The organism is Paenibacillus sp. fava2 (assembly GCF_058313675.1).
Genome location: NZ_CM177755.1, coordinates 4,661,394 through 4,685,906, shown reverse-complemented (window position 1 = coordinate 4,685,906; position 24,513 = coordinate 4,661,394). Strand labels below are relative to the sequence as shown.

At 52.6% G+C, this 24,513-nt stretch carries 21 protein-coding genes; 16 read left to right on the top strand and 5 right to left on the bottom strand.

All coding sequences use genetic code 11. From position 1 onward, the window contains the following. The first annotated feature begins 14 nt into the window (after positions 1-14). Both AC4G46_RS20560 and AC4G46_RS20555 read left to right on the top strand, forming a co-directional pair. Complete coding sequence (locus tag AC4G46_RS20560) at positions 15-2,024, top strand: methyl-accepting chemotaxis protein (RefSeq protein WP_491124348.1); 2,010 nt, start codon at positions 15-17, stop codon at positions 2,022-2,024. A 1-nt stretch (position 2,025) separates the two neighbouring features. Then, a complete protein-coding gene (locus AC4G46_RS20555; RefSeq protein ID WP_491124347.1) occupies positions 2,026-2,304 on the top strand; it encodes an STAS domain-containing protein in 279 nt (92 codons plus the stop codon). 86 nt (positions 2,305-2,390) lie between these two features. On the opposite strand, the gene AC4G46_RS20550 is transcribed toward AC4G46_RS20555, so the two are convergent. Together AC4G46_RS20550 and AC4G46_RS20545 are read right to left on the bottom strand one after the other, a co-directional pair. Then, positions 2,391-2,795: a CBS domain-containing protein gene (locus AC4G46_RS20550; protein WP_277472676.1), complete on the bottom strand. Its 405-nt coding sequence runs from the start codon at positions 2,793-2,795 to the stop codon at positions 2,391-2,393. 219 nt (positions 2,796-3,014) lie between these two features. After that, the gene (locus tag AC4G46_RS20545; protein WP_491124346.1) at positions 3,015-3,446 is read right to left on the bottom strand and encodes a VOC family protein; all 432 of its coding nucleotides are present in this window, start codon (positions 3,444-3,446) and stop codon (positions 3,015-3,017) included. A 234-nt stretch (positions 3,447-3,680) separates the two neighbouring features. On the opposite strand from AC4G46_RS20545, the gene AC4G46_RS20540 reads away from it, so the two are divergent. The 6 genes from AC4G46_RS20540 (at position 3,681) to AC4G46_RS20515 (ending at position 14,385) form a co-directional block, all read left to right on the top strand. Beyond that, the gene (locus AC4G46_RS20540; RefSeq protein WP_491124345.1) at positions 3,681-4,706 is read left to right on the top strand and encodes a phosphotransferase enzyme family protein; all 1,026 of its coding nucleotides are present in this window, start codon (positions 3,681-3,683) and stop codon (positions 4,704-4,706) included. 1 nt (position 4,707) lies between these two features. Beyond that, on the top strand, positions 4,708-5,520 hold the full coding sequence (locus AC4G46_RS20535) for a hypothetical protein (RefSeq protein ID WP_491124344.1): 813 nt from the start codon (positions 4,708-4,710) through the stop codon (positions 5,518-5,520). 148 nt (positions 5,521-5,668) lie between these two features. Next, the gene (locus AC4G46_RS20530; RefSeq protein ID WP_491124343.1) at positions 5,669-6,124 is read left to right on the top strand and encodes a GNAT family N-acetyltransferase; all 456 of its coding nucleotides are present in this window, start codon (positions 5,669-5,671) and stop codon (positions 6,122-6,124) included. A gap of 99 nt (positions 6,125-6,223) precedes the next feature. After that, a complete protein-coding gene (locus AC4G46_RS20525; protein ID WP_491124342.1) occupies positions 6,224-7,390 on the top strand; it encodes a small-conductance mechanosensitive channel in 1,167 nt (388 codons plus the stop codon). A gap of 13 nt (positions 7,391-7,403) precedes the next feature. Next, the gene (locus AC4G46_RS20520; RefSeq protein ID WP_491124341.1) at positions 7,404-12,833 is read left to right on the top strand and encodes a diguanylate cyclase; all 5,430 of its coding nucleotides are present in this window, start codon (positions 7,404-7,406) and stop codon (positions 12,831-12,833) included. A gap of 115 nt (positions 12,834-12,948) precedes the next feature. Then, positions 12,949-14,385, top strand: coding sequence for an amino acid permease (locus AC4G46_RS20515; RefSeq protein ID WP_491124340.1), 1,437 nt, complete (start codon positions 12,949-12,951; stop codon positions 14,383-14,385). 504 nt (positions 14,386-14,889) lie between these two features. Here the strand turns inward: AC4G46_RS20515 and AC4G46_RS20510 are convergent. Next, positions 14,890-15,927: an asparaginase gene (locus tag AC4G46_RS20510; protein ID WP_491124339.1), complete on the bottom strand. Its 1,038-nt coding sequence runs from the start codon at positions 15,925-15,927 to the stop codon at positions 14,890-14,892. A 151-nt stretch (positions 15,928-16,078) separates the two neighbouring features. Here AC4G46_RS20510 and AC4G46_RS20505 point away from each other — a divergent pair, with 151 nt between their 5' ends. The 5 genes from AC4G46_RS20505 to AC4G46_RS20485 all read left to right on the top strand — a co-directional run bounded on the left by AC4G46_RS20505 (position 16,079) and on the right by AC4G46_RS20485 (position 21,183). Further along, positions 16,079-17,023, top strand: coding sequence for an MBL fold metallo-hydrolase (locus AC4G46_RS20505; RefSeq protein ID WP_491124338.1), 945 nt, complete (start codon positions 16,079-16,081; stop codon positions 17,021-17,023). Further along, a complete protein-coding gene (locus AC4G46_RS20500) occupies positions 17,023-17,874 on the top strand; it encodes a GNAT family N-acetyltransferase (RefSeq protein ID WP_491124337.1) in 852 nt (283 codons plus the stop codon). Before AC4G46_RS20505 ends, AC4G46_RS20500 begins: the two co-directional genes overlap by 1 nt. 199 nt (positions 17,875-18,073) lie before the next feature. Beyond that, complete coding sequence (locus tag AC4G46_RS20495) at positions 18,074-19,279, top strand: helix-turn-helix domain-containing protein (protein WP_491124336.1); 1,206 nt, start codon at positions 18,074-18,076, stop codon at positions 19,277-19,279. Between the two features lie 42 nt (positions 19,280-19,321). Then, complete coding sequence (locus AC4G46_RS20490) at positions 19,322-20,374, top strand: ABC transporter substrate-binding protein (RefSeq protein ID WP_491124335.1); 1,053 nt, start codon at positions 19,322-19,324, stop codon at positions 20,372-20,374. Next, the gene (locus tag AC4G46_RS20485) at positions 20,371-21,183 is read left to right on the top strand and encodes an alpha/beta hydrolase (protein ID WP_491124334.1); all 813 of its coding nucleotides are present in this window, start codon (positions 20,371-20,373) and stop codon (positions 21,181-21,183) included. Before AC4G46_RS20490 ends, AC4G46_RS20485 begins: the two co-directional genes overlap by 4 nt. A gap of 136 nt (positions 21,184-21,319) precedes the next feature. Here AC4G46_RS20485 and AC4G46_RS20480 read toward each other — a convergent pair whose 3' ends face one another. Beyond that, positions 21,320-21,748 carry a PH domain-containing protein gene (locus AC4G46_RS20480; protein ID WP_491124333.1) on the bottom strand — a complete coding sequence of 143 codons (429 nt, stop codon included), beginning with the start codon at positions 21,746-21,748 and terminating at the stop codon, positions 21,320-21,322. 132 nt (positions 21,749-21,880) lie between these two features. Here AC4G46_RS20480 and AC4G46_RS20475 point away from each other — a divergent pair, with 132 nt between their 5' ends. The 3 genes from AC4G46_RS20475 (at position 21,881) to AC4G46_RS20465 (ending at position 24,042) form a co-directional block, all read left to right on the top strand. Next, on the top strand, positions 21,881-22,840 hold the full coding sequence (locus AC4G46_RS20475; RefSeq protein ID WP_068729865.1) for an ATP-binding protein: 960 nt from the start codon (positions 21,881-21,883) through the stop codon (positions 22,838-22,840). 23 nt (positions 22,841-22,863) lie between these two features. Continuing rightward, complete coding sequence (locus AC4G46_RS20470) at positions 22,864-23,739, top strand: tetratricopeptide repeat protein (RefSeq protein WP_491124332.1); 876 nt, start codon at positions 22,864-22,866, stop codon at positions 23,737-23,739. A gap of 141 nt (positions 23,740-23,880) precedes the next feature. Next, positions 23,881-24,042 (top strand): hypothetical protein, encoded by a 162-nt coding sequence (locus tag AC4G46_RS20465; protein ID WP_277506433.1) that lies wholly within the window; start codon positions 23,881-23,883, stop codon positions 24,040-24,042. Positions 24,043-24,132: 90 nt separating this feature from the next. Here the strand turns inward: AC4G46_RS20465 and AC4G46_RS20460 are convergent, their stop codons facing one another. After that, positions 24,133-24,501 (bottom strand): hypothetical protein, encoded by a 369-nt coding sequence (locus AC4G46_RS20460; protein ID WP_491124331.1) that lies wholly within the window; start codon positions 24,499-24,501, stop codon positions 24,133-24,135. Positions 24,502-24,513 lie beyond the last annotated feature (12 nt).

The window sequence follows — 24,513 nt, the reverse complement described above, 5'->3', positions numbered from 1 at the left end:
AAGGAGAGAATGTAGTGAAATTAAGTATCAAGGTTAAAATGAGCATCCTTTTATTCCTCATCATCAGTATCCCTTTGGGTATATCCGGCGCGGTATCATACAATTTGGCATCAACCGCGCTGCAGAAGACGATCGAAGAGGAGTTGAAAGGGACAACAAGTTCAGCCGCCAAGGCGGTTGAAACGGAGCTGACGGCTGCGGGGAACCTACTGGATGTTGCCAGCCGTAACGAAGCTCTGGCGGAATTCGCCGGTGATCCTTCAGGACAGAAAACCAAGCAGACGGCTTATTCCTATATATCGGGTATTCAGCAGGATAATGCCATGCTGATGGAATCTCTCATTATTGCTGATGTGAACGGCAAGGTGCTGATCACCAGCAGTTCGCAGTCTCCGGAGCTGAATGTGAAGGACCGTGAGTATTTCGGGCAGGCACTGGCGGGTGAAAAAGCAATAAGCGATGTTCTTGTATCTAAAGACAGCAATAAAAATATAGTAGCGGTAGCCCGGCCGCTGCGCCAGAACGGCAGTGTTACCGGTGTTCTGATCGGAACGATCCTGTTCGACACGATTGCAGCTCCGGTCGCTGAGACCCGCGTCGGCGAGAGCGGATACGGGTATATGCTGGACCGGACCGGCCTGATCGTCTATCACCCTGACGGAAGCAAGGTGCTGAAGGAGAATCTGGACGGCAACAGTAATGCGGAACTGAACGCACTTGTGCAGCAGATGAAAAACGGGGATACCGCGCATGGTTTCTATACATATGAAGGCGTGTATAAGTATGTCTCCTTCGAGCCGGCAGGGAGCTGGATCGTAGCGACGACCGCCAATTACAGTGAATACATGAAGCCGGCAGCTGAAATCCGCACTACGACGCTGCTTGTGGTTGTCTCATTCATCCTGGTGGCCTTGCTGCTTGGATACTTCTTCACCACCCGCAATATCATTAATCCGGTCAAGAAGCTTCAGGCCGCCATGTCGCTCGCCGGAAACGGGGATCTGACTGTACATACCGCAATACATACACGGGACGAGCTGCAGTCCCTCAGTGATTCATTTAATGCGATGATCGACAAGCAGGAAGCCATTATTGAAAAGGTAAGGCACGGCTCGGCAGTCCTCACCTCCATGTCTGAAGAAATGGCAGCCTCCTCCGAGGAAATCAGCGCCTCGATTCAAGAGATCAGCTCAAGCACCCAGGAGATTGCTGCAGGAGCGGAGAACAACAATCATTCTGTAGTGAATGCCTCCCAGGTGCTGGTTCAGCTCTCCAGTCTGGTGCAGCTTGCCCAGAGCAAGGCTTCAGCCACTTCACAGAATGCTAATAACACGAACGAGGCAGCCCAGGCCGGCAGATCAGGGGTAATGAATACTGTCGTTGCCATGGATTCTATCAGCAGCAGTACCCGGGAAACCGAGGAGCAGCTGCTTACTGTAAGCGGGCTGTCGGATAAGGTTGCTGCTATTATCGGCACCATTAACGCTATTGCCAGGCAGACAAATCTGCTGGCCCTGAATGCGGCGATTGAGGCGGCAAGGGCAGGGGAGCATGGCCGCGGCTTCAGTGTTGTGGCCGGAGAAGTCAGAAAGCTGTCAGATGAAACGCACCTGCAGGCGGAAGAAATCAGCAGCCTGGTGTCTGATATGGTATCCAGAATAGGCCAGGCTGTGGATTCGATGCGGGGAGCCTCCATTGCTGTGGAGAGCGGTGTACGGATCGTCAAGGAGACGGACCACGCTTTTATTCATATTATTGAGTCGGTTGAGCTGATAACGGCAAGTGTACAGGAAATATTGGAAATTACGAGGGATGAAGTAGCTACTTCTGACCAGATCATCAAGCTGATTGACTCTATGGGGACGATATCGGAAATGTCTGTACAGAATACGGAGAGTGTCTCCAGCGCCACTGAGGAGCAGGCGGCAACAGTTAATAATTTTGTATCTACAGCTGAAGAGATCAGTGCAATGGCCGGTGAGCTTGAGCTTCTGGTCGAAAAATTCATAATAAGGGGTGAGTAGCATGAACGAGATTACGATTGACATGCCGGTGATGTTTTCGGTGGAGGAGGCCAGCGCTTTCCGCGATACTGTCAAAACCTGCATAAGCAGCGGCCAGACAAGCTTTCTGCTGGATTTCAAGGAATGTACCTTTATTGACAGTACCGGTCTTGGCGTAATAGTCAGCCTGTACAAAAAATGTGCGGAGAACGGCGGGACGATTCGTCTGCGGTCCCTCCATCCGAATGTATTCAAAATTTTTGAGCTGACCCGGCTGACGAATGTGTTCGAGATTATTTAGCAGCGGGTTCTGTTCCTGATACAACAGGGGCGCTCCAGCAGACGATATACCATCTGCTGGAGCGCCCCTGTTTCTTTTTAGTGCAGTTAGTCCGTTATATTCCTAGTGTAGTACTCAATAATATCCTTACGGCGGATAATGCCGAGAAAAACGCCTTCACGGTCAACGACCGGTACAAAGTTCTGGTCTGCGGCAAGCGTCAGCATATCCTCCATTTGTGCTTTGATGTAGACACTCTCATTATGCACATGCCGCTGGATGTCGCTGACCTTAACCTCACGCATGTTGTCGAAGCTGAGTCCTGCCGTATTTTTCAGCTTCCAGAGCAGGTCTCCTTCAGCCAGTGTTCCAACGTATTTCCCCTCGTGGTCAATGATCGGTATGGCGGAATAATAGTGCTGCTCCAATTGCTCCATTGCTTCAAGCATAGAGATTGAGGAGGTAATGTAAGCGACCTGATCCTTGGGCAGCAGAAAGGCAGAGATTTCCATGGCTAGTCTCCTTTACATTAGAATGAGTGCTAGGCAGTATAATCATTAAACCACACATTCTATTGTAAGCGCATTAATAAATTCTCAGGTCAGGGCCGGAAAATATGCAGAGGCTGTCATGCAACAAAAAAGGATACGCCACACTAAGGCGACGGTCTTGCCGCTGTCAAGTATGACATATCCCTGTTATTCTTAATCATGAAGCGGGACCGGTATAGCCTATTGGGCTGCTGCTTCCGTGCTTTCAAGGCTAACCTGCCATTCAATGCCGAATTTATCCTTCAGGCTGCCATAGAGTTTGCTCCAAAAGGTCTGCTGCAATTCCATTGTTACGGTTCCGCCTTCCTTCAGCTGATTGAACCAGGATTTCACATCCTCCTCGTTCCGTGTAACCAGCGCAAGACTGATGTTATTGCCTTGTGTAAAGGGCATACCCGGGAACACATCGGAGAACATGACGTTGCTGCCGTCCACGTTCAGCCGTGCATGCATAACCAGGGCCTTTGCTTCTTCCGGAAGCGGGTAGTCGGGGTTCGGCGGTGCTTCGCCAAAGGTCATAATCTGCGGATTACTGTTACCAAATACCTTAGCGTAAAATTCAACAGCCTCACGGCAGTTTCCATTGAAATTCAAATACACATCAACTGACACTGGCTTCACTCCCTGGTTGATAAATTAAGGCAAGTACTTTATTTCCACATTGTAGCATGGCCTTGTCCAAAGAAAAATATACTTTTGCGGCTTGCAGCTGCTCTTTCGGCTTAGGCCGCAGAGGCAGGTCAGCTGCAGGCGGAGCCGCAGCCGGACGTGACCACGATAAACATGTGCGATGCTGCAGTGACGGCATGAATTTTTTCATATAAATAAGAGAATTGACTGAAAGTAATGGAGGAGTTGCAATTGAATGAACAGGAGCAGGCTGTCCTGCAGGAGCTTAATGCCATATATGCGCTGAGGTTGCAGGCTGCCGAAGCTGTAACCGGGGAAATGTACCGTTGCTGGGCGGAAGAAAAGGTTTATTTTGCAAGAGTCAGTCATTATATGCCCTATGAAGTACAAGAAGAGGAAGTTAAGCTGCTGGTATTTCTGCGGAGCGCAGGGGTCTCTGTGGCTGAGATAATTCCTTCTCTCACAGGTAAGCTGGTAGAAAGCCGGAATCTTGCAGAGCCTGTCCATATTGTCATGTTTGCGGCTGCGCCGGGGGTTCATTTGCCGCTGAGGGAATGGGACTGCGAAGTATTCAGAAGGCTGGGTCGGGTAATCGGCAGGCTGCACAAGGCCGGAGCGAGGTATGAGCAGGAGCACGGCCGTGCTGAGCAGATTAAAGACTGGATAGAGAACCGCGAGTATCAGTTTCTACAGTCCATTCCTCTGGAGCAAACATTGATCCAGACTGCTGCGCAGCAGGTGCTTCAGGCGCTGCAGGCCATTCCCCGGGACGGGGTGAATTACGGTATTGTGCATGGGGATATCTGGCTGGAAAATGTGCTGGTTGAGGGAGAAACGCTGACGCTCATTGATTTTCAGGATTGTGAGCGCCATTATTATTTATATGACCTGGCGGTGCCGCTTTACTCTGCACTGGAGTTTTCTTTTGCCGGGCAGGGGAATATCAGAGATTACGGCCAGAGACTCGCAGAGAGTCTGCTCACCGGATATCTGGAGGAGCATTCGCTGACCTCAGAGATGCTGAGCCATTGGCCGCTGCTGCTGCGGCTGAAGGAGCTGTTTGAGTATAATCTGATGCATCTTTATTTCAATAAAAAAGAGCTCAGCGAGGAGCAGATTCGGATTCTTAATCTCTACCGGATGCGGATTGAGCATGGTATCCCGGCGGTACGGCTGGACTATGAGCCGCTGCATCGGTTAGTGGAGGAGTACAGCAGGACTGGAAACACAGAAGGAGGATAACATGATCATTTACGGCTGTGATTTCAGCGGAGCCAAGAACCCGGAAGGCAAGATTTTCGTAGCCTCGGGCCGGCTGGACGGTGACAGCTTCACCGTGGAAGAGGTGTCCAGCTGTGAAGACAGACTCGACTTATACTATCGTATCAGGAACAGCAGAGCCCCGTGGGGCGTGGATTTCCCTTTTTCCATCCCGGAGTATTATCTCGGGCAGCAATATGAATCCTCATGGGACAAGTTCATCCAGGGAGCTTATGAGGATAGCAGAGAGCAGTTCAAGCAGCGGTTCGGCCAGATTCACAGCGGCAAAAACAGCCGGGATCTCCGGGTGACAGACATCGCTGTGGATGCCAAAAGCCCGGTATCCTCTACACCGATTGCAATGCACGCCATGCTCTATGGGGCGCGGCGGCTGCTGCACAATCTGCATGGGGAAGCAGCGGTCTACCCGTTTCAGCCGTACCGGGCCGAGGTTCCGCGGTTGTATGAAATTTATCCCGGCCACGGCTGGAAGGTATTGAAGCTCAAGAGCAGCGCGCCTGATGCGCTCCGCGGTATTTCCGCCAGCTTCAAAGCGCAGGTGGACAGCGGATTTGAGGTTACCATCAGCCCGGCAGCTGCTGCAGCGGCAGAGGATGCCCGCGGACAAGCCAATCTTCATGCCAGAGACGCTGTGATGGCCTGTATTCAGATGGCTTATTGTCTGCGTAAATACAGGCTGGAGAGCAGCGAAGAAGGGTGCAGGCCGGCATTCGCCTCCCGGGAAGAATGGGAGAAGTGCATGCTTGAAGGACTGGTTGTGCGGATGTCTCCCTGAAAGATCAGGCTTGGAAGTAATGGTAAAGACACTAGAAATAACTGGTGTCTTTTTATTTTATATTGGGTAAAATTAACTCTGAAACAACATATTCAGCATAAGCACAGGAGTTACTGAATTTGTAACTACAGAAAAGGAGATGCATGAATTGCTGGACATTGCTCAGCTCGTTCCCGGTGAGGAATCCGAGATGGTTAGCCTTATCCGGGAGACCTTTGATACTCATATCTCACAGCACTACTCGGCAGAAGGTATTAACATGTTTAATAGAATCATCACACCCCAGGCCATCCGGGAACGCTTGAACAGCGGCAGTGTCATTTCTATTGCCAGAACCGGCTGTACGCCTGCGGGCGTAATCGAAGTGTACAATAACAGTCATATTTTCCTGCTGTTCATAAGTAATGAAGCGAAAGGTACAGGCGTCGGGAAAATACTGCTTGGTTATGTAAAAGACAGGCTTGTGCAGCTGGGAGTAGAGAGGCTTACCGTGAATTCATCACCCAACTCTGTAGGCTTCTATAAGTCTCAAGGCTTCCTGCCGCTTGCCGGGGAAGAAGAAGTGCATGGAATAAGGTCTACAAAAATGCAACTTTTGCTCTAGGACACGCGGAAAATAGGCAGGAATAATCTGGAGGCGTAGCGAATAGATAGCGGGTCAACAAAATTCGACTTTTAGACTACATAATAGAGGGGCATGGTCGTGAAAAAAGGGCAGAAAACATTATTCTTGATTACAACGTTTATTTTGATTTTTTTGCTGCCGCTGCTTGGCAGTCTGGCCAAGTGGAAGGGCTTGCCTCCCGGTTACGGGGAATTTCCTGCGCAAAAAGTAGAAGCTGACCCCGGGTTCAGCCTGCTGTATTTCACCCTCGCCTGTATCGTTGCCGTTGTTATAACGCTGGTGCTTGCGTTTCCCCGCATGTTCGGATTCAAAAAAGTCCCGCCGGCACCGCAGCCCCGGGCAGGCAGCACCGCTTATCCCGTGTGGTTCTGGTGGAGTTTACCTGTGCTTGCGCTCAGCTGGTTCTTTATGTGGGCACGTCTGGACGTGCTTGAGCCGGTCGGAAATTACACCTTTGTCCCGTTGTGGTGGTCCTTCATTCTGATCCTGGACGGGATCGTATTTAAACGGACGGGCGGTCATTCAATTCTATCCCGCAAGCCTCGTCTGATGCAGCTTCTGGCCGTAGTCTCCTGCTTCAGCTGGTTTGCGTTTGAATATCTGAACTTTTTTGTATTAGAGAACTGGTATTACCCTAATGAGGACGTATTCTCCAACTTCGGCAATGTCTTCTGGTTTTCATTATCTTATACAACCGTACTTCCGGCGATAGTGGAATGGTATCTGCTGCTGGGCACCTTTAAAGGACTCAAGGAGCGCTACAGCAGCGGGCCTAAATTTAACGTATCCCGAACTCTTTTGATCCTTTATTTTGTGATCGGGTTATTTCTGGCGTTCGGTATGGGTTATTATCCTTATCTGCTCTTTTGGGTGCTGTGGGTCGCCCTTGTGCCGATGCTTTCGGCGGCAATGGCGCTCTGCGGCTACTGGACACCGTTCAGCCCGGTCAAGAACGGTGACTGGTCACAAATTATCCTGATTGCACTTGCCACCTTGTGCAACGGGTTCTTCTGGGAGTTCTGGAATTTCGGCAGTGAATGGTTCCATGATTCCTTGCCAACCAATCCGAATTATTGGAAGTATTCCGTGCCGTATCTGGACAAAATTCATATTTTCTCTGAGATGCCGATTCTGGGCTATTACGGATATCTCTTCTTTGGCGTAAACTGCTGGATTGTGTGGCTGATTGCTGCCTACGTATTCAAATTTGATGCTGATTTCGAATTAAAGGGAAAGAATCGCTAAAGGTGGAGTGGGCATGATTGCGTTGGACAACTATCAGGTTTTGGAAACCATTTCGGATCAGTATGCGAAAGCGGTGTACAGATGCAAGGATGCTTTTACCGGAAATACAGTCATTTTAAAAGTATTAAAAGCCGAATTTACCGGCCCAGAGGCCGTAATGCGTTTCAAACAGGAGTACAGGCTGCTCAAGGAGCTCAGCGCACAGCTTGAAGGTGTAATAAAGCCCCATAAGCTTGAAGAGAAGAACGGCTATTATACAATGGTGCTGGAGGATATCCGCGGGCGTTCCCTGAAAGAGATCATGGAGTCCGATAATCTGGACACGGCAACTATTTTGAAGCTGGCTATCAAGATTGTGGATATTCTCGGTGCGGTGCATGAGCATAACGTTATTCACAAGGACATTAAGCCCTCCAATGTAATCTGGAACAGGGAGCAGGACGTGGTGCAGCTGATCGACTTCGATCTGGCCGTCAAGCTGCCAAAGGAGAAGCAGGAGTTCCAGAACAGCGGGGTGCTCGAAGGCAGCATCCAGTATATTTCGCCCGAACAGACCGGACGGATGAACCGCAATATCGATTACCGGAGCGATTTTTACTCACTGGGTGTTGTGCTCTATGAGCTTATGACCGGAAGCAGGCCCTATGCTGCGCAGGAAATGCTCGAACAGATTTACTCCATTATCGCCAAGGAAGCCATCCCGCCCCGCCAGCTGACCGGAGGCAGGGTATCCTCCGAGCTGTCGGATATTATTATGAAGCTGATGGAGAAGTCTTCTGAGCAAAGATACCGGAGTGCTTACGGGATAAAGTCCGATTTGAAAAAAGTGCTGGCGGGCGAGACCGGCTTTACTATTGGAGCGGATGACCGCCATAACGTGTTCCGGATTCCGCAAAAAATATACGGCCGCGATGCAGAGCTGGCCCGGTTGACAGCGGCCTTCCGCCAGAGCGTCAGCGGGCAGCCGCAGCTGATGCTGGTCACCGGAGAAGCCGGTGTGGGGAAGACGGCGTTGGTACATGAGCTGCACCAGCCGATCAGTCAGGAAAAAGGGCTATTCGCCGAGGGAAAGTTTGACCAGTACAACCGGAATATCCCGTACAGCGCGATTATCCAGGCTTTCCGCCGGCTGATCAGCCAGCTGCTGGATACGCCTGACGGGGAATACAAGCGCCGGTTAGCCCAGTCCCTGAGCGATAAGCTTGCCGGCAACGGCAGCCTGATCGCCGGAATGGTTCCGGAGCTTGGCGACTGGATCGGAGAACAGACTGAAATGGAGCCGCTAAATCCCGCTGAGGAGACGAACCGGTTCTTTTTAACCTTTGCCAAGTTTATAGAAGGCATTACCTTCAATGAACAGCCGCTGGTGCTGTTTCTGGACGATCTGCAATGGGCGGATTTCTCCAGCCTGCAGCTTGTCGAGCGGCTGCTGCAGGATCATCAGCTGCGCAGGCTGTTCATTGTCTGCTCCTACCGGTCAAATGAGATCCATGAGGGTCACCCCCTGTTTGCTTCTCTAGCCAAGATTGAGAAAAGCCGGGAAGTCGGGATAATCAGGCTGGAGCCGTTAACGGTCCTTGATGTAAATCAGCTTATTTCGGATACCCTGCACAGCCCCCGCGAGCGCGTGGACATGCTGGCGGAAGTGATTTTTAAACGGACCAAGGGCAATTCATTTTTTGTGAGTGAGCTGCTCAAGGATTTGTACCGCAGCGGTTATTTATATTTCGATGAGCTGCAGGGGAGCTGGAGCTGGCGGCTGGAGCAGATCCTGAGCCTGCCGGTGAATGAGAATATTGTTGAGTTCCTGATGATCAAGCTGAACAATCTGCCGGAGGAGACCCGCACAACGCTGATGCTGTGTGCGGCAGCAGGCAGCAGGTTCGACCTTAGCGTGCTGATGCTGATCAGCGGGGAGCCGCGGAGCCGGATTGTCAGAGCCATTGCCGCAGCTGTTGATGATGAACTGATCGTACCGTCCGATGCCGGCTATGCCATGTTTTCCGGTTATCTGGACGAGACCGAAACCGATACGGAACCGCTGCAGGATATCAAAATTTCGTTCCGGTTTGCCCACGACCGGATACAGCAGGCCTTATACCAGATGATTGATGAGCGGGAGAGTAAAGAGCTGCACCTAAGAATCGGGCAGGTGCTGCTTGCGAATCTGTCTCCGGAGGAAGCGGAGGAGCTGATCGTCGATATTGCCGCCCATATGAACAAAGGGATGGAGTTCATCCGCAGCCAGGCGGAAATGAACCAGGTGATCCGGCTTAATCTGCGGGCTGCCCGCAAGGCAAAGGCAGCCTTTGGTTATGACTCTGCATATGCACTGCTGGAAGCGGCTTTGCCGCAGCTGCCGGACAACGCATGGGAGGATAACGAGCTTCCGGCAGCGGAGATTTACCGGCTGCTGGCCCAGTGCGGGTATCTTACCCATCATATTAACGAAGCGGATGCTGCATGCGCTGTACTGCTGGAGTATACAGCCGGAAAAATGGACCGAGCCGGGATTTACGAGCTGCAGGCTGACCACTATATGTATCTCGGGATGATGAAGGAAGCGATCGCTGCCGGGAGACAGGGCCTGCAGGAGATGGGCATCCAGATCCCTCAGCGTGTGGGGATGGCTTCCGTGCTCAAAGAGCTGGTAAAGGTTAAGGCCGCACTCCGGGGCAGAACGGCTGATGATATCTTTGCCTCCGGTGAAATGAAGGACCCGGAAATGCTGCTGGTCATGAGACTGCTGATTAATTTCATCCCGCCGGCCTTCATCTCCGGCGAGACTTCGCTGTTTGGCCTGGCTGTACTCAAGAAGGTCGGCTTGACGCTGAAATACGGCAATTCCCCTGAATCGGCATTAGCCTTTATAGGTTATTCCATGCTGCTGTCCGGTTTCGGTGATGTGAAGGGTGCGTTTGAATTCGGCCGGCTTGGCATCAGAATCAATGACAAGTTCAATGACCTGCAGTGGCGGGGCGCGGCGCATGTCCTGTATACCCTGTTCAGCCACGCCTGGACGGAGCCCTGGGACACTCTGCAGGACTGGTTCACCACCTCGATTGAAGCCAGTCTGCGGACTGGAGACCTGCTCTACCTGGCCCATTCCTCCTTCTATGTAAATCTGTGGAATCCGGAGATGGATCTGCTTACGAACCTGCAGGAAAGCAGCCGGATGATTGCCATGATTGAGAGCACCAAATATAAGGAGTCGCTGGCGACCGCACTGCTGGTCCGGCAGTATTACCGCAATCTGCTGGGGGAAATGGGCGATAACCGCTCGTTCAGTGACGGCTCTTTTGATGAAGAGAGCATGCTGGGGGAGCTGGAACAGGCTAAATATAATTCCGGTATTGCGATTTATTATATCTACAAAATGAAGCTTCTGTTCACCTATGAAAGCTACCAGGAAGCGTTAGTGTTCATCGACAAAGCCTACGATATCATCGGGGCGCTATCCGGCTCTGCTTTTATGGAGGAATTCTCCCTCTATACCTTTCTGAATCTGTCTCACAGCTATCCTAACCTGCGCGGAGGGGAGCGGAGCAAAGCAAGAAGAAGAATGAAGAAGGAGCTGGGCAGGGTCCGTAAATGGGCCAGGCATGCACCAGGTACCTTCAGGCAGCACGAAATGCTGATGAAGGCGGAATGGGCCCGGATTTCGGGCCGGGATGATGAAGCAGGGAAGTATTACGATCTGGCGATTGAGGCCAGTGAGCAAGGGACGTTCGTCAGGTATAAGGCGCTTGCCTACGAGCTTGCGGCTAAATTTTACTACACCAAGCAATTTAACGAGTTTGCCGCTTATCTGCTCAGACAATCTGTGTATTATTATTCAGTGTGGGGTGCAAAGGCCAAAATCCAGTTCCTCAAGGAACGGTACCCCGATATCATCCGCAAAATCAATACCAAGGAATTTCTGCATGGACGGACGTTGTCCGATTATACCGAAAGCATCGATCTTGATTCAATGATCATGGCTTCCCAGGCGATATCCAAGGAAATTGAGCTGGACAACCTGCTGGAGGCGCTTATGCAGATCGTCATCAAGAATGCCGGGGCACAACGCGGCTGCATCCGAATGACCGGCGGCTCAGGTCTGCTGGTAGAGGGCGAATATCTGGCGGATGAGGATAGAATTTCTGTTGGCATCCAAAACCGGAAGAGCTTTAACAATCTGCCTGATTCCATCCTGCGTCAGGTTGAGGAGAGCGGCGAGACGCTGATTTACAATGACGCTTTTTCAGAAACACAGTTCGTTAATGATCCGTATGTCGTGAGGCACCGCCCCAAATCTATGGTTTGTATGCCGCTTATCAACCAGAACAAGACAGTTGCGGTCATCTATCTGGAGAATAATCTGCTAACCGGCGCATTCACTAAGGAGCGGATGAAGATCATCAACCTGCTGTCCCGGGAAATGGTGTTCTCTCTGGAAAATGCCAGCCTGTACTCAGAGCTGGAGCGTTCAGAGGAAAAATACCGCGAGCTGGTTAACAATATGCAGGACGGAATCTTCATTACACAGAACTTCATTTGCAAATACGTTAATGATGCGCTGGCCGGGATGCTCGGCTATGAGGTGGAGGAGATGCTGGAGCAGCCGTTTGAGAGCTTCCTCAGTCCGCCGGAGCGGGAAAAGGTCATGCATTATTATAACCGGAGGGTAGAGGGCAAACCCGCACCTTTCGAGTATGAGACCCGACTGCTGCATAAAGACCAGGTCCGTGAAGTTATCGTCATTCACAAGGTTACGCTTATCAATTATATGAACAACATGGCGATTCAGGGAACGGTAAAAGATATCACCCAGCGCAAACAGGCGGAGGAAGAGCTGCTGCGGCACAAGGAGCATCTGGAGGAGCTGGTTGCCGAACGGACAAAAGAGCTGGAGCTGAACAATGAGGAGCTCAACCGGTATATCGGGATGATTGAGCAAATTTCCAATACGGACGAGCTGACCGGCCTGTATAACCGCAGATATTTCAACAAGGTTTTTGCAGAGGAAGTTGAGAAGGCAACGGTTACGCAAAAATATCTGACCTACCTGATGCTCGACATCGACTTTTTCAAAAAATATAACGATACCTACGGCCATTATGAAGGCGATAAAGTGCTGCGCAGAGTGGGCAGTGTGCTCCTGCAGCTTGCGCAGCGGGCTGGCGGCTTTGCCATCCGGCTTGGGGGGGAGGAGTTCGGTATTATACTCACCGGCTTCACTCCCGTGCAGTCCCGGGAATATGCGGAGACCATCCGCCGCAGCATCACCGATTTAAAGATACCGCACGCCATGAGCACGCAGTTCGGTATTGTGACCGTTTCGATCGGTATCGCGTGTGTCCGGGTGGGCGATGTCGGGGAAGAGGATGTTTACAAGCTGGCTGACGATGCCCTGTACCAGTCCAAGGCCGAAGGCCGAAACCGTGTTACGCTGTTCCAGTAATGTACCCGAACCCTCCGGATCTGATATGCCGGAGGGTTTGCTGCGCTAGCGGCCCTGTGTGTAAAATTCCCGTTCTTTGCAAATACTTTCCCTAAAAGACCGGGAGGCTTGCATTATGAAACAAGGGGAAAAGGGGTTATCGGTATGGCATCTGACGATGCTTGCACTCGGGACGGTGGTTGGGGGTTCCTTTTTCCTCGGCACATCGGTGGCCATTCGTGCAGCAGGGCCGTCTGTCATACTGGCCTATGTCATTGGCGGGATTCTGGTTTACTTCATTCTCTCGGCTTTGTCGGAAATGACGGTAGCGAGTCCAGCAGCCGGCTCGTTCCGAACCTACACTGAACAGGCATTTGGCAAGGGGGCCGGGTTTACCGTAGGCTGGGTATACTGGACAGGCCTCGTGCTGGCGATGTCCAGTGAAGCAACAGCGGCGTCTATTCTGCTGCGCGGCTGGTTCCCGCTGCTTCCTCTGGGGCTGCTTGGTGCTGCAATTATTATTGCTGTTACCCTGTTGAATCTGCTGGGGGCAGCGCGGCTAAGCAAGCTGGAGAGCGGGCTTGCAGCCTTTAAGCTGCTGGCCATTGCCGGTTTTATCCTGATTGCTGTCAGCATTGCAGCAGGGCTATGGTCAGGGGGACAGCAGAACGCTGGTGTGCAGGTTCTGCAGGGTCAGGTCTGGATGCCGGGAGGCCTTGCCGGGATCGCCGGGAGCATGCTGATGGTTATGTTCACCTATGCCGGATTTGAAGTACTCGGGCTTGCAGCTTCGGAAGCAGGCAATCCGGGCGTGACGATTCCCAAGGCGATCCGCTATACCCTTGTGTTGCTGGTCGGCTTGTACATCTCAGCCATAGTAGCCCTGTTCCTGCTGCTGCCTGCAGCCGTTGTCTCCGAGCAGGTCAGCCCGTTCGTGACAGCGCTGAGCCGCTTCGGTCTTGGCTGGGCAGGCAATGTTATGAATGTTGTCCTGGTATCCGCTATCCTGTCTACCATGCTGGCTTCGGTCTTTGGCCTGGGCCGGATGCTGAGGTCACTGGCAGAGGAGGGACATACTCCCGCCTGGATGCGGGACCGGACGGATATCCCTTACCGCGGTATCCTGATCTCCGGCGGTGCGATGCTCGCCGGTCTTGGGCTGGGGATGCTGCTGCCGCAGGGCGTCTACCTGTTTCTGGTCAGCTCCGGGGGCTTTTCGCTGCTGTTCTCTTATCTGATCATTATGGCCAGCCATTACCGGCTGCGCAAGCGCCATGGCAGTCCGCTTACCGCGCGGCACGGCTTGCGCGGCTATCCGTATACGTCATGGCTTGCAATCGCAGGTTTGCTTGCCATTCTGGCAAGCATGCCTCTCATCCCCGGTCAAGGCGGCGGCCTGGCAGCCGGGTTCACGCTGGTCGTGTTCTTCGCTGCGGTATATGCGGCAGGCAGGCTGCGCCGCAGAGCCGGCGGACACGGCAGAGTGCAAAAGCCGCAGCTGCTTGTGCCAGCTGCCCGGGCACAGATGGAGGCCGGGGAGGAGCCCGGGCGGAACAGCGGTGACGGGGGGTGAGCGGTGGCTGGGCGGGAGCCAGGCGGCCGAATTGGCCCAACGGGCGAAATGAAGGGCAAAAATGCCCTTGATTTCAGCCCAAGCGGCACAACGGGCGAAATGAAGGGCAAAAATGCCCTTGATTTCAGCCCAAGCGGCCCAACGAGCGAAATGAAGGGCAAAAATGCTATTGATTTCAGCCCAAGCGGCCCAACGGGTGAAATGAAGGGCAGAAATGCCCTTGATTTCAGCCCAGGCGGCCCAACGGGCGAAATGAAGGGCAAAAATGCCCTTGATTTCAGCCCAAGCGGCCTAACGAGCGAAATGAAGGGCAAAAATGCCCTTGATTTCAGCCCAAGCGGCCCAACGAGCGAAATGAAGGGCAAAAATGCCCTTGATTTCGGGCCAAGCGGCCCAATGAGCGAAATGAAGGGCAAAAATGCCCTTGATTTCAGCCAGCGTTTAGCGCAGCGAGCACCACAAAGAATAAAGCCGCCCGTTCAATTTCCACGGGCGGCTTTATTTTTAATACACATTAAACATCGCGGCGATTTCATCGTACTGTGTCGTCTGGGTCAGAGCGAGCGAGAGCAGGATGCGCGCTTTTTGCGGAACCAGGCTGTTGCAGGGAATGGAGTTCGCGGAAAGATCGATATAGGTGTCTTTCAGGGTGATGCCGCTGGAAATTCGTGAGCAACGGACTACCGGAATGTTGTTATCCTTCAGCTCACCCACTTTATCTATCCAGGGCTTGCTGTAGATGCCGCCGCCTGCTCCGGCGATGACAATTCCTTTGGAGATGGTAGACAGGTAGTCAAGTATGCCGGGATCGGCATCGACATGGAAATAGGCGACGGACACCTCAGGCAGCCCGCTCAGCGGGGACACATCGAACTGGGCGGCGGTCGTATGCTTTTTCAGGGAACGGGTATAGAAAAAAGCTTCACTGTCACGCATATAGCCCAGACAGCCGAAGTCCCGCTCATCAAAAGCGTTGGCCTTGAACGTATTGACCTTCTGCACATCTCTGCCGCTATAGATGCCTTCTGCGAACACGACCATGACACCCTGACCGGTGGCCTCCGGATTGGCAGCGAGAGCAACCGACTGGAACAGATTCAGCGGACCATCCGGACTAATAGCCGTAGCAGGACGCATGGAACCGGTAATAATGACCGGCTTATCGGTTTTGATGACGAGATTCAGAAAGTAGGAGGTTTCGTCGAGCGTATCCGTTCCATGGGTGATGACAAAGCCGTGAATATCCTCCCGCTGCGCCAGCGTGTTAATAATGGAGGCAAGCGTCAGCCAATGCTGGCTGGTGATGTCGGCGCTGCCCAGGTTACTTACCTGAATACCGACACAGTTGGCTACACGCTCCAGATGGGGTACGCTATCCAGCAGATCCTGGATCGGCAGGGCACCGGGCTCGTAATTTAAGGTTTTATGGGCTTCGCCGCTGCCGGCAATCGTTCCTCCGGTGGCGAGAATAACGACATTTTTCAGATTAGGATTATAGAAGGGGGAGGCTGTAAAATTGACTTCCGGCGTTGGAATGATCATGAGTACGTTCCTTTCAGTCTAAACTATTATGTGAGAAAGCTAACTTATAATAAGAAAGAAGTCAACTGATTTTTGTTAAAGGAAAATATTACCTTGCAGCCGAATATATAGAAGGGTAAAAATACACGGGATAGGCTAAGGGGAGCTGAGCATGAATCCATTTTTTAATTTACATACAGTGGCAGACGGAGTCTGGGCGGCAATTGTTGTTCCGGGCAGCGGAGCATTGGGAAATGCGGCGATTATTGATTTGGGAGACAGTACGGTTGTTGTGGATACGTTCAGTCTTCCGCAGGCTGCCGAGCTTTTGAAAGAAACGGCCGAGAAACTGACAGGGAAGCAGGTTAAATACGTGGTGAACACCCACTATCACGGAGATCATCATTACGGGAATCAGGCTTTTGCGGACAGTCAGATTATATCTACGGCTGTAACACGAGAATTGTTAACCAAAGAGGGTACGCCGCCTACGGAAGCTTGGCAAGACGGATTACAGCAGGTAATTACTACCTTGGAAAAAGGCAGACAGGCCGCGCAGGACAACCGGCTTCAAACGGCCTTTGACAATGAAATCGCGGATAAAAAAGCTTTACTGAGAGCTGTTCCGGATATCCGCAGAGTGACGGCTTCAGTAACCTTCTCCGATAAAATGATGATTCATGGCAGTGCGCGCACCGCTACCGTGCTGACTTTTGGCGGAGGACATACAGAAAGTGATGCGATGGTGTACGTAGAGGATGCTGGCGTATTAATTGCCGGTGACCTTGTCCTTAGCCGGACACATCCGGCTATGCTGAGCGGCAGTCTGGAGCATTGGCCGGGGATTGTTGAGCGGATCGGGCGTGAGCTTGAATTCAGCAAGCTGATTCCCGGACACGGGGAAGTGACGGACCGCAGCAGTCTTGAGGAGATGATCCGTTACCTGACAGCCATTCCTGAGTATGCCCGGCAGGCGGCAGCAAGTGGTGAAACGGAAGTTTATTGGCTCGACGGCGGTGTACCTGAGCCTTTTGCGGAATGGGAAATGTCCCATGTATTCGGCTGGAATTTCCGCTGGCTGTACCAGCAATATAAACAAGGAGAAGGGGTGAAGTAATGATTGAACTGGAAACCGGCAAGTACGCACAGGTCCTCCCGTTGCTGGATTTGGTAGAAATCAATACCTTGTTCGCAAGAGCGGTTCTGGAGCACACGATCACCGGCAAAGTCTATACGGATGAGCCGGACGATCCGCGAGCTTATTATATAGCACATCCCTACGGGATGTCGCTTGTGTTTGGAGATACCGGTAATGATGCTTTTGTTAGCGCGGTAAGTGAATACATAACGAACCCCAAAGGAATCAGGCGTACGCCAGAATGGCTGCAGGCAGATCCGGCAGGTGAGTGGACGGGAATTATCGATGCTGCTGCTGCCTTACATAATAGTACACTCGGACTGGGTGAAGGCTTCACTGCAGAGAACTGCTCCAGAGCTGTCCAGTGCAATACAAGAGTCAATTTTATCCTGGACCACACCGCATTCGCCGCTGCAAAAAACGCTGCCGGCAGGCAGGCAGCTCACATCGCAAGCCTGAACTCAGAGCACTTTATGGAGCTTGGGCAGGGAGTGGTTCCCCGCTTTTTTTGGCGGGATGCTGAACACTTTATGATGGAAGGGGCAGGCTTCGTAAGTCTTACAGCGGAAGGAGATGTAGCAGCTGCCGCATTCTCCTCCTGCTGTGCCGGGGGCCAGCTGGAGATTGGAATTGAGACGCTGCAGGCCCACCGGGGCAAAGGATACGCTTATGCGGTCAGCCTGGCGCTGATTGAATATTGTCTGGATCACGGTCTGGAGCCGGTCTGGGCCTGCCGGCTGGAGAATAACGGATCATTCCGGCTTGCGCACAAGCTGGGCTTCCGCCCGGTGCTGACCCTCCCTTATTACGGTTTGGCTTATGAGGCGTAGTTTATATGTGCTGCTGCTGTTTCTCCTGACAGCCTGGACAGATGCCGGAAACGTCGGACCGATCCAGTAATATATTGCGGATATTCATATCATGATTGGAGAAAGGGCGCCTAGGAGCGCTCTTTTTTATTGAAATCTATCAAGATAATGATTATCATTATCACTAATATGAAGCTGTGTTTTGAATGGAGGGATTCCGATGGAGCGGGTGCAACCGCTTGATATAAGCGATACAGATACTAGTGAACGGATCGGCATGGCCGGTATCCGGGCCTTTATGGCGAGTCACTTTCATGAGCCCTTGTCCATTGATCAGCTGGCCGGGAAGGCCGGCTTCAGACCGAAATATTTCAGTGAGCTGTTCAAAAAAACATACGGGCAAAGTGCGATGGACTACCTGACCGATCTGCGGATCAGCAGGGCAAAGCAATATTTGCAGGAGTCCGGCTATCTGCTGCGGGAAATTGCCCAAAAGGTCGGGTACAGTGATGAATTCTATTTCAGCCGGAAGTTTAAAAAAGAGATCGGCGTACCGCCGTCCGCCTTCGTCCGCCGTCAGAAGCAGCGGATTGCCGCCTGCTCTGCTGCGGCCACCGGACAGCTGCTGGCGCTGGATATCATTCCGGCGGCAGCGCCGCTCGATGCGAAATGGACCCATTATTATTACAACAAATATTATTCCCTTATCGAGACCCATCTGAGGGTCGACCTTCTTGACCAGGAGATGGAGGTGGACAAGCTGATCCGGTCGAGGCCTGATGTTATCATCGGACATGCCGGGATGGCTGAGGACTGGCGGGAATCGCTGCTCTGTAATGCCCAGACCCTATTCATTCCCGGAGAGCAGGGCCGCTGGGATGAACAGCTGCTGGAGCTTGCGGTTTTTCTGGACAGGGAGCAGCAGTACAGGCAGTGGATAGAACTGTATGAGCAGAAGTCAGAGCAGATTACACAGCAGGTCTCAAAAGCGGTAGGCCGGGACAAAGTGATTGTTCTGCGGCTAAGCGGCGACCAGTTGTATGCCTATTGTAATCGGGGGATAAGGGCCGTGCTGTATGAGCAGCTTGGATTCTGCCCGGCTTATAACCACTCAAGCGAGCTTTATAATGAACCTGTCTCTATTGATGAGCTTCAGGATCTGAACCCGCAGCGGCTGCTGCTGCTGATCTGCCCGGATTCCCGGACAAGGATGAGCTGGCTGGCCCTGCAGCACAATGAGCGCTGGTGCAGCCTTCAGGCGGTACTGAACAGGAGGGTATATGTACTGCCCTCTGATCCCTGGTTTGAATACTCGGCGGTGGCAATCGACCGGATGCTGGAGGAGATACAGCTGATGTTTACCGGAAATTGTCCAAATCCGCAGGAGGACAGAGTCCATGGTTACCCGCAGGCCTATCCTTTATAATCTCCATTAATGAGAACGATTATCATTAGGGGGAGATCAGATATGCAAGACATAACCGCATCTGCAGGTAAAATAAGAAAGGGATTGCTGCCCGCTTCACTCAGCCTGCTGCTGGCAGCTGCGCTGCTGAGCGGCTGCAGTTCAGATTCAGCAAATCACGGGGCAGACAATGCAGCCTCGGCAGCCGCTGCCGCAAGCGCACAGCCTGCTGCTGAGCCCTCCGCTGAGCCGTCTGCAGCTGCAGCACAGACAGCTGAAACGGTCTATCCGCTTACTGTTACAGATGAGCTGGGCCATGAGCTGACGCTGGAAGCGGCGCCGCAGCGCATTTTTGCCCCGTATCTGGAAGATTCCCTTGTTGTACTGGGCGTCAAGCCTGTGGCCCAGTGGGCGAACAACGGACAGGGGCAGGCCTATCTGCAGGACAAGCTAGCCGGCGTGCCGCTGCTTGATTTCAACAGCGGGCTGCCTTCACCGGAGGTCATTATGGATCTGCAGCCGGATCTGATTGTACTGCACAACGCCAATTATGCCGAGAACGGGGTATACGAGCAATACTCCAAGATCGCCCCGACCTATGTATTCAAACAGGCGGCAGGTGATCTGGACAGCTCTGTAACGCTGCTGGGTGAACTTATCGGGAAGCAGGAGGCCGCAGCTGAAGGGCTGGCCGCCTATCACCGGAAGGTTGAAGATGCCAAAGTAGCACTTGCTCCGCATACGGACGGCAAAAAAGCGCTGATCATCCGCTTCAATTCGCGAGGAATGTTCCTGATGGGCGGAGTATACGGCGGGTTCGTGCTGGCGGATCAGCTGGGCATTGCCAAAAGCAATCTGGTCGCAGCCGAGAACAGCCTGGAGCTGTCGCTGGAGCTGCTGCCGCAGATAGATGCCGACTACTTCTTCCTGGCCAATGATACGGCTAACAGCGGGGAGACCTTCTACAAGGAGCTGACGGAAAGTGCCCTCTGGAAAAGCATCCCTGCCGTTCAGGAGGGGCATGTATACAATGTGGATGACCGGTACTGGCTGGGCGGGGGAGTTGTCGCCTACAGTAATGTTATAGATGATGTGCTGGAGATTATCGTGCCATGAGCAGCATCAAGGAACTAGCCTATCCGCATAAGGGCTGTGAGGAGATTGTCATTACCGCCGGTCCGCGTAAGGCCGAGTACCGACTGCTGCTTTCACATCCGTCCGGTGAAGCTCCGCAGGACGGTTACCCGGTGGTTTACGCGCTGGACGGGCACGCTGTATTTCACACCCTGGCGGAGGCCGCGCGGCTGCAGACCCGCAAGCCGCACGGCTTCGACCCGGTGCTGATCGTCGCCATCGGCTATCCGTCCGGCGAGCCGTTTGATATGACCCGCCGCTGCTACGATTTCACGATGCCTGTAGAGGAAGAGACATTGCTCAAGCGGCCGGACGGCAGCGCCTGGCCTGAGCATGGCGGTGCAGGCAGCTTCCTGGATATCCTGCAGGAGGAAATCATGCCGATGATTGCCGGGCTGTTCCCGGTAGACCAGCAGCGGCAGGCTGTATTTGGCCATTCCTTCGGCGGCTTGTTCGTCCTGCATGCCCTGTTCACCAGGCCGGAATTGTTCACCCATTATGCGGCCGGTAGCCCATCCGCCTGGTGGGGGGATTATGAAGTGTTTCGGGAGCTTGAGGCCTTTACGGCTGAGTATCCTCTGCTTGCCCTGCAGCGGAAGCTGCTGATTACAATCGGGACCGATGAGCTTGACCATATGGTTGAGGATGCCGGGAAGCTTCCCGTGCTGCTGGAGCCGCTCGCCGGGCAGGGACTCGAGGTCAGTCTGGCCAGGTTCTCCGGGGAGAATCATGTCAGCGTCCTGCCTGCAGCGCTCAGCAGGCTGCTGAAGTTTGCGCTGGAGAAGCAGTAGGACTGGCTCTTGCCGGCAGATCAGGTCTCTGGAACCTCAATGGAAAGCACCCAAAAACCTCTCTTTATCAAATGGTAATTGTATTACTGCCATTTGTATAAATGAGAGGTTTTCTGTGTTCCTCTTAATCTTTTAATTAACCGTTCAAACGTTTATGATTCTCATGGGCGATGCTGATAAGGGCAGTATAGAGCGGCTGCACGTTAAACTTTTTGGCAAATTCAAATTTATAGGCTGCAGTCTGCAGATTGTTGGATTTATGGTAGGGAGAGGTAATATAGTGCAGGTTAATTTCACAATCATCAAAGCCTGTCCCGCCGGTCTCCATGGTAACTTCATAAATAGAGCTGAGGTGAATGGAAGCAACCCGCGTTTTCTTGCCGGTAACCCCTTGATGATCAATCATAATCAGCCGCTCATCTGTAATGATGAACGCATCACGGACCAGCTTGAAGCCTGTGCGGATCTGTTCCTGGGGCATCAGATAAGCCCCGTACTGGTTCATGAGCTCCGGAATCGTCACCTCTGAATAATTCCCCATTAAACCGCCAAACAAGTTAGCCATTATATTCCCTCCTGAGTCCACCGGGGTGGAGATGCTGTTGCATAGTTCCCTGTTAATATTCTCCAAACTCATGACTAATCCTGCCTGGAAATATGGTAAACTAATTTCAATAATGATAGGGGTGAGAGGCATATGGCGGATGAACATGATGAGCTGGCAGAGAAAAGACGCAAAAATCTGAAGCTCATACAGTTCAGTAAAGAGGATGATGCGCTGATAGAATCGGACAAGCCCAAAGAGACCTTTGCCGATGTTGGCGGGCTGGAGGATGTGAAGAAGAAGATCCGGATGAATTTCATCCTGCCGCTGCAGCAGCCGGAGCTGTTTGCCGCTTACGGCAAAGAGGCGGGCGGCAGCCTGCTGCTCTATGGTCCTCCGGGCTGCGGGAAGACCTTTTTGGCCCGGGCTGTAGCCGGAGAGATTGAAGCCAATTTCATGCACATCGAGCTGCAGGCGATTCTTGCTATGTATGTAGGGCAGAGTGAGAACAATCTGCACAACATTTTTGCAAAGGCACGGGAAAACAAGCCCTGCGTCATCTTCATTGACGAGCTGGACGCCATGGGCGGCAGCCGTCATCAGATGCGCCAGCACCATGACCGGATGCTGGTGAACCAGCTGCTGCTGGAGCTGGACGGGCTGCAGGCGGAGAATGACCAGGTGTTTGTGATCGGTGCAACCAATACACCGTGGTATCTGGATTCGGCGCTGCGCCGTCCGGGGCGGTTCAACCACCTCGTATTTGTTCCGCCGCCGGCGGAAGCGGAGCGTGAAACTATTCTCGGCCTGAAGCTGGCCGGCAAGCCGGTTGAACCGCTCAATCTGTCCAGGCTTGCGGGAGAGACAAAGTTTTTCTCAGGCGCTGATCTGGAGCAGGTAGTGAGCGATGCGGTTGAGACAGCGATGGAGCGCACCTTTGAAACCGGGGAGATTCAGCCGATTACGGCGGGTGATCTGCGGCAGGCGGCCAAATCCCGCAAGGCAACAACGCTGGAGTGGTTCGCCACAGCAAAGAACTATGCCACGTTCAGCGATGTGAACCGGGATTATCAGGTTGTTCTCGACTATGCCAAGAAGCATGGCATCAAATAGTACAGGCGAGGCAGGAGGTCCTGATGATGGGGTATGAATCCAGCGGCTACGGTTTGGCTGCGGTGCATGAGCTTATGGGAATGAAACGGTACAAGGAGGCGCTGGCTGAAGCGGAGCAGGTGCTTCGTGAGGATCCTGAGGACCCGGATATTTTTGCTGTTATCGCACAGATTCAGCTATATCTGGGGGACTACAACAAGGCGATGCACTGGGCGGGCGAAGCGCTGCAGCGGGATCCCGAGCAGCAGCTGGCCTGGTTCGTAAGAGTTAATGTCTACTACGATACACAGGACTATAAAGCGCTGATAGAGGCAGTAGCGGAAGCGATGCGGATCGACCCCTATGAGCCGCATTATTACTTCCTTAAGGCTAATGTGCTGAACAAACGGGCCAAATACAAGGAAGCGAAGGAAGAGCTGCTGCAGGCGCTGGAGCTGAGCCCCGAGAATGCAGTCTATCTGGCTACATTGAGCTATACTGAAGCCCTCCTTGGCAACATGGCGGAATCGGTCAGTCTTGACAGGCAGGCGGTCCAGACCGGGGTAGAGAATGAGTATGTGCTGCTATACCTGGGCTGGGCTGCCGGACACCGCGGGGATTACAAGCTCAAAGAAACTTATATGAGAAATGCCGTCCGGCTGGATCCGGATGACAAGCAGCTGCGGGATGAGTTTCTGGAGTCGCTGCAGCAGACCAATAAGCTGCTGGGCCTCTTCCTGTGGCCGACCAAGTATATCCGCAGGCTGAAGCGCTGGCAGCTTCTTACGGTCTGGATTGTGGCCTGGGTGGTGTTCAGGCCGCTGGTGCTTTTGCTGCTTCTGCTGTATATCATAGCCAATGTGGTGACCAAAGCGGTCGTTCATGTGCAGGTTTACGGCTGGCAGAGAAGACGAAAGTAAGGACTTATTTATGCGAGTGCTCCGGCAGCCGTTAAGGCTCAGGGACACTCTTTTCTTTTATTCATACAGGTTTAAAAAGAGCACAGTTGGTGATAATAGGGGGTAATCATAAGGAAGGGAGTGGCAAAGCTGGATATTACAATGGGATCAGATGAGGTCATCAGCCGGATTAAGCAGCTCCAATCGGGCGGAGGAAGCATCAACAAGAAGCAGGTTAAGCAGCATGACCCGGAATTAATGCGGAGTGCCCTGTACTATTTTCCAAGCTGGGAGCATGCTGTGAAGAACGCGGAACTGCTGTAAAGAACAGACCAAACACAAAAGAGCCGGGACTGCAGCGCTATTATTATAGTCTGTAATCTGCGGCTCTTTGTGCTTCAATTCACGTTGTGGCTACTCCGGCTGATTGTTATCCTCAGGGCAAATCGTCTGCCGCTGGATCGCCTTCATGTTCAGATGAAGCTCATTCATGTATTGATTGACTTTGAGCTGCAGCTTGCGGAGCATTTCGATCTGCATCTCATTAATCCGGTCTTCTGCGCAAAAGGCTGAGCAGGACAGCTGGCCGGCGCTATAGGACTTCGTTTCATCGACAACAGTGTTAAGCTTTTCTTTGTAAATTCGCTTGACCGGACCCTCTTCGCCTCTAATCTCATAGTAACGGCTTGTCTCCAACAATAGTTTCCAATGGCTTACCTTAACAGCATATTCATCCTTTTCGATCGCTGCCGAGACTTTCACAATTTTAATATGACTGTTCATGGTAACAAATCC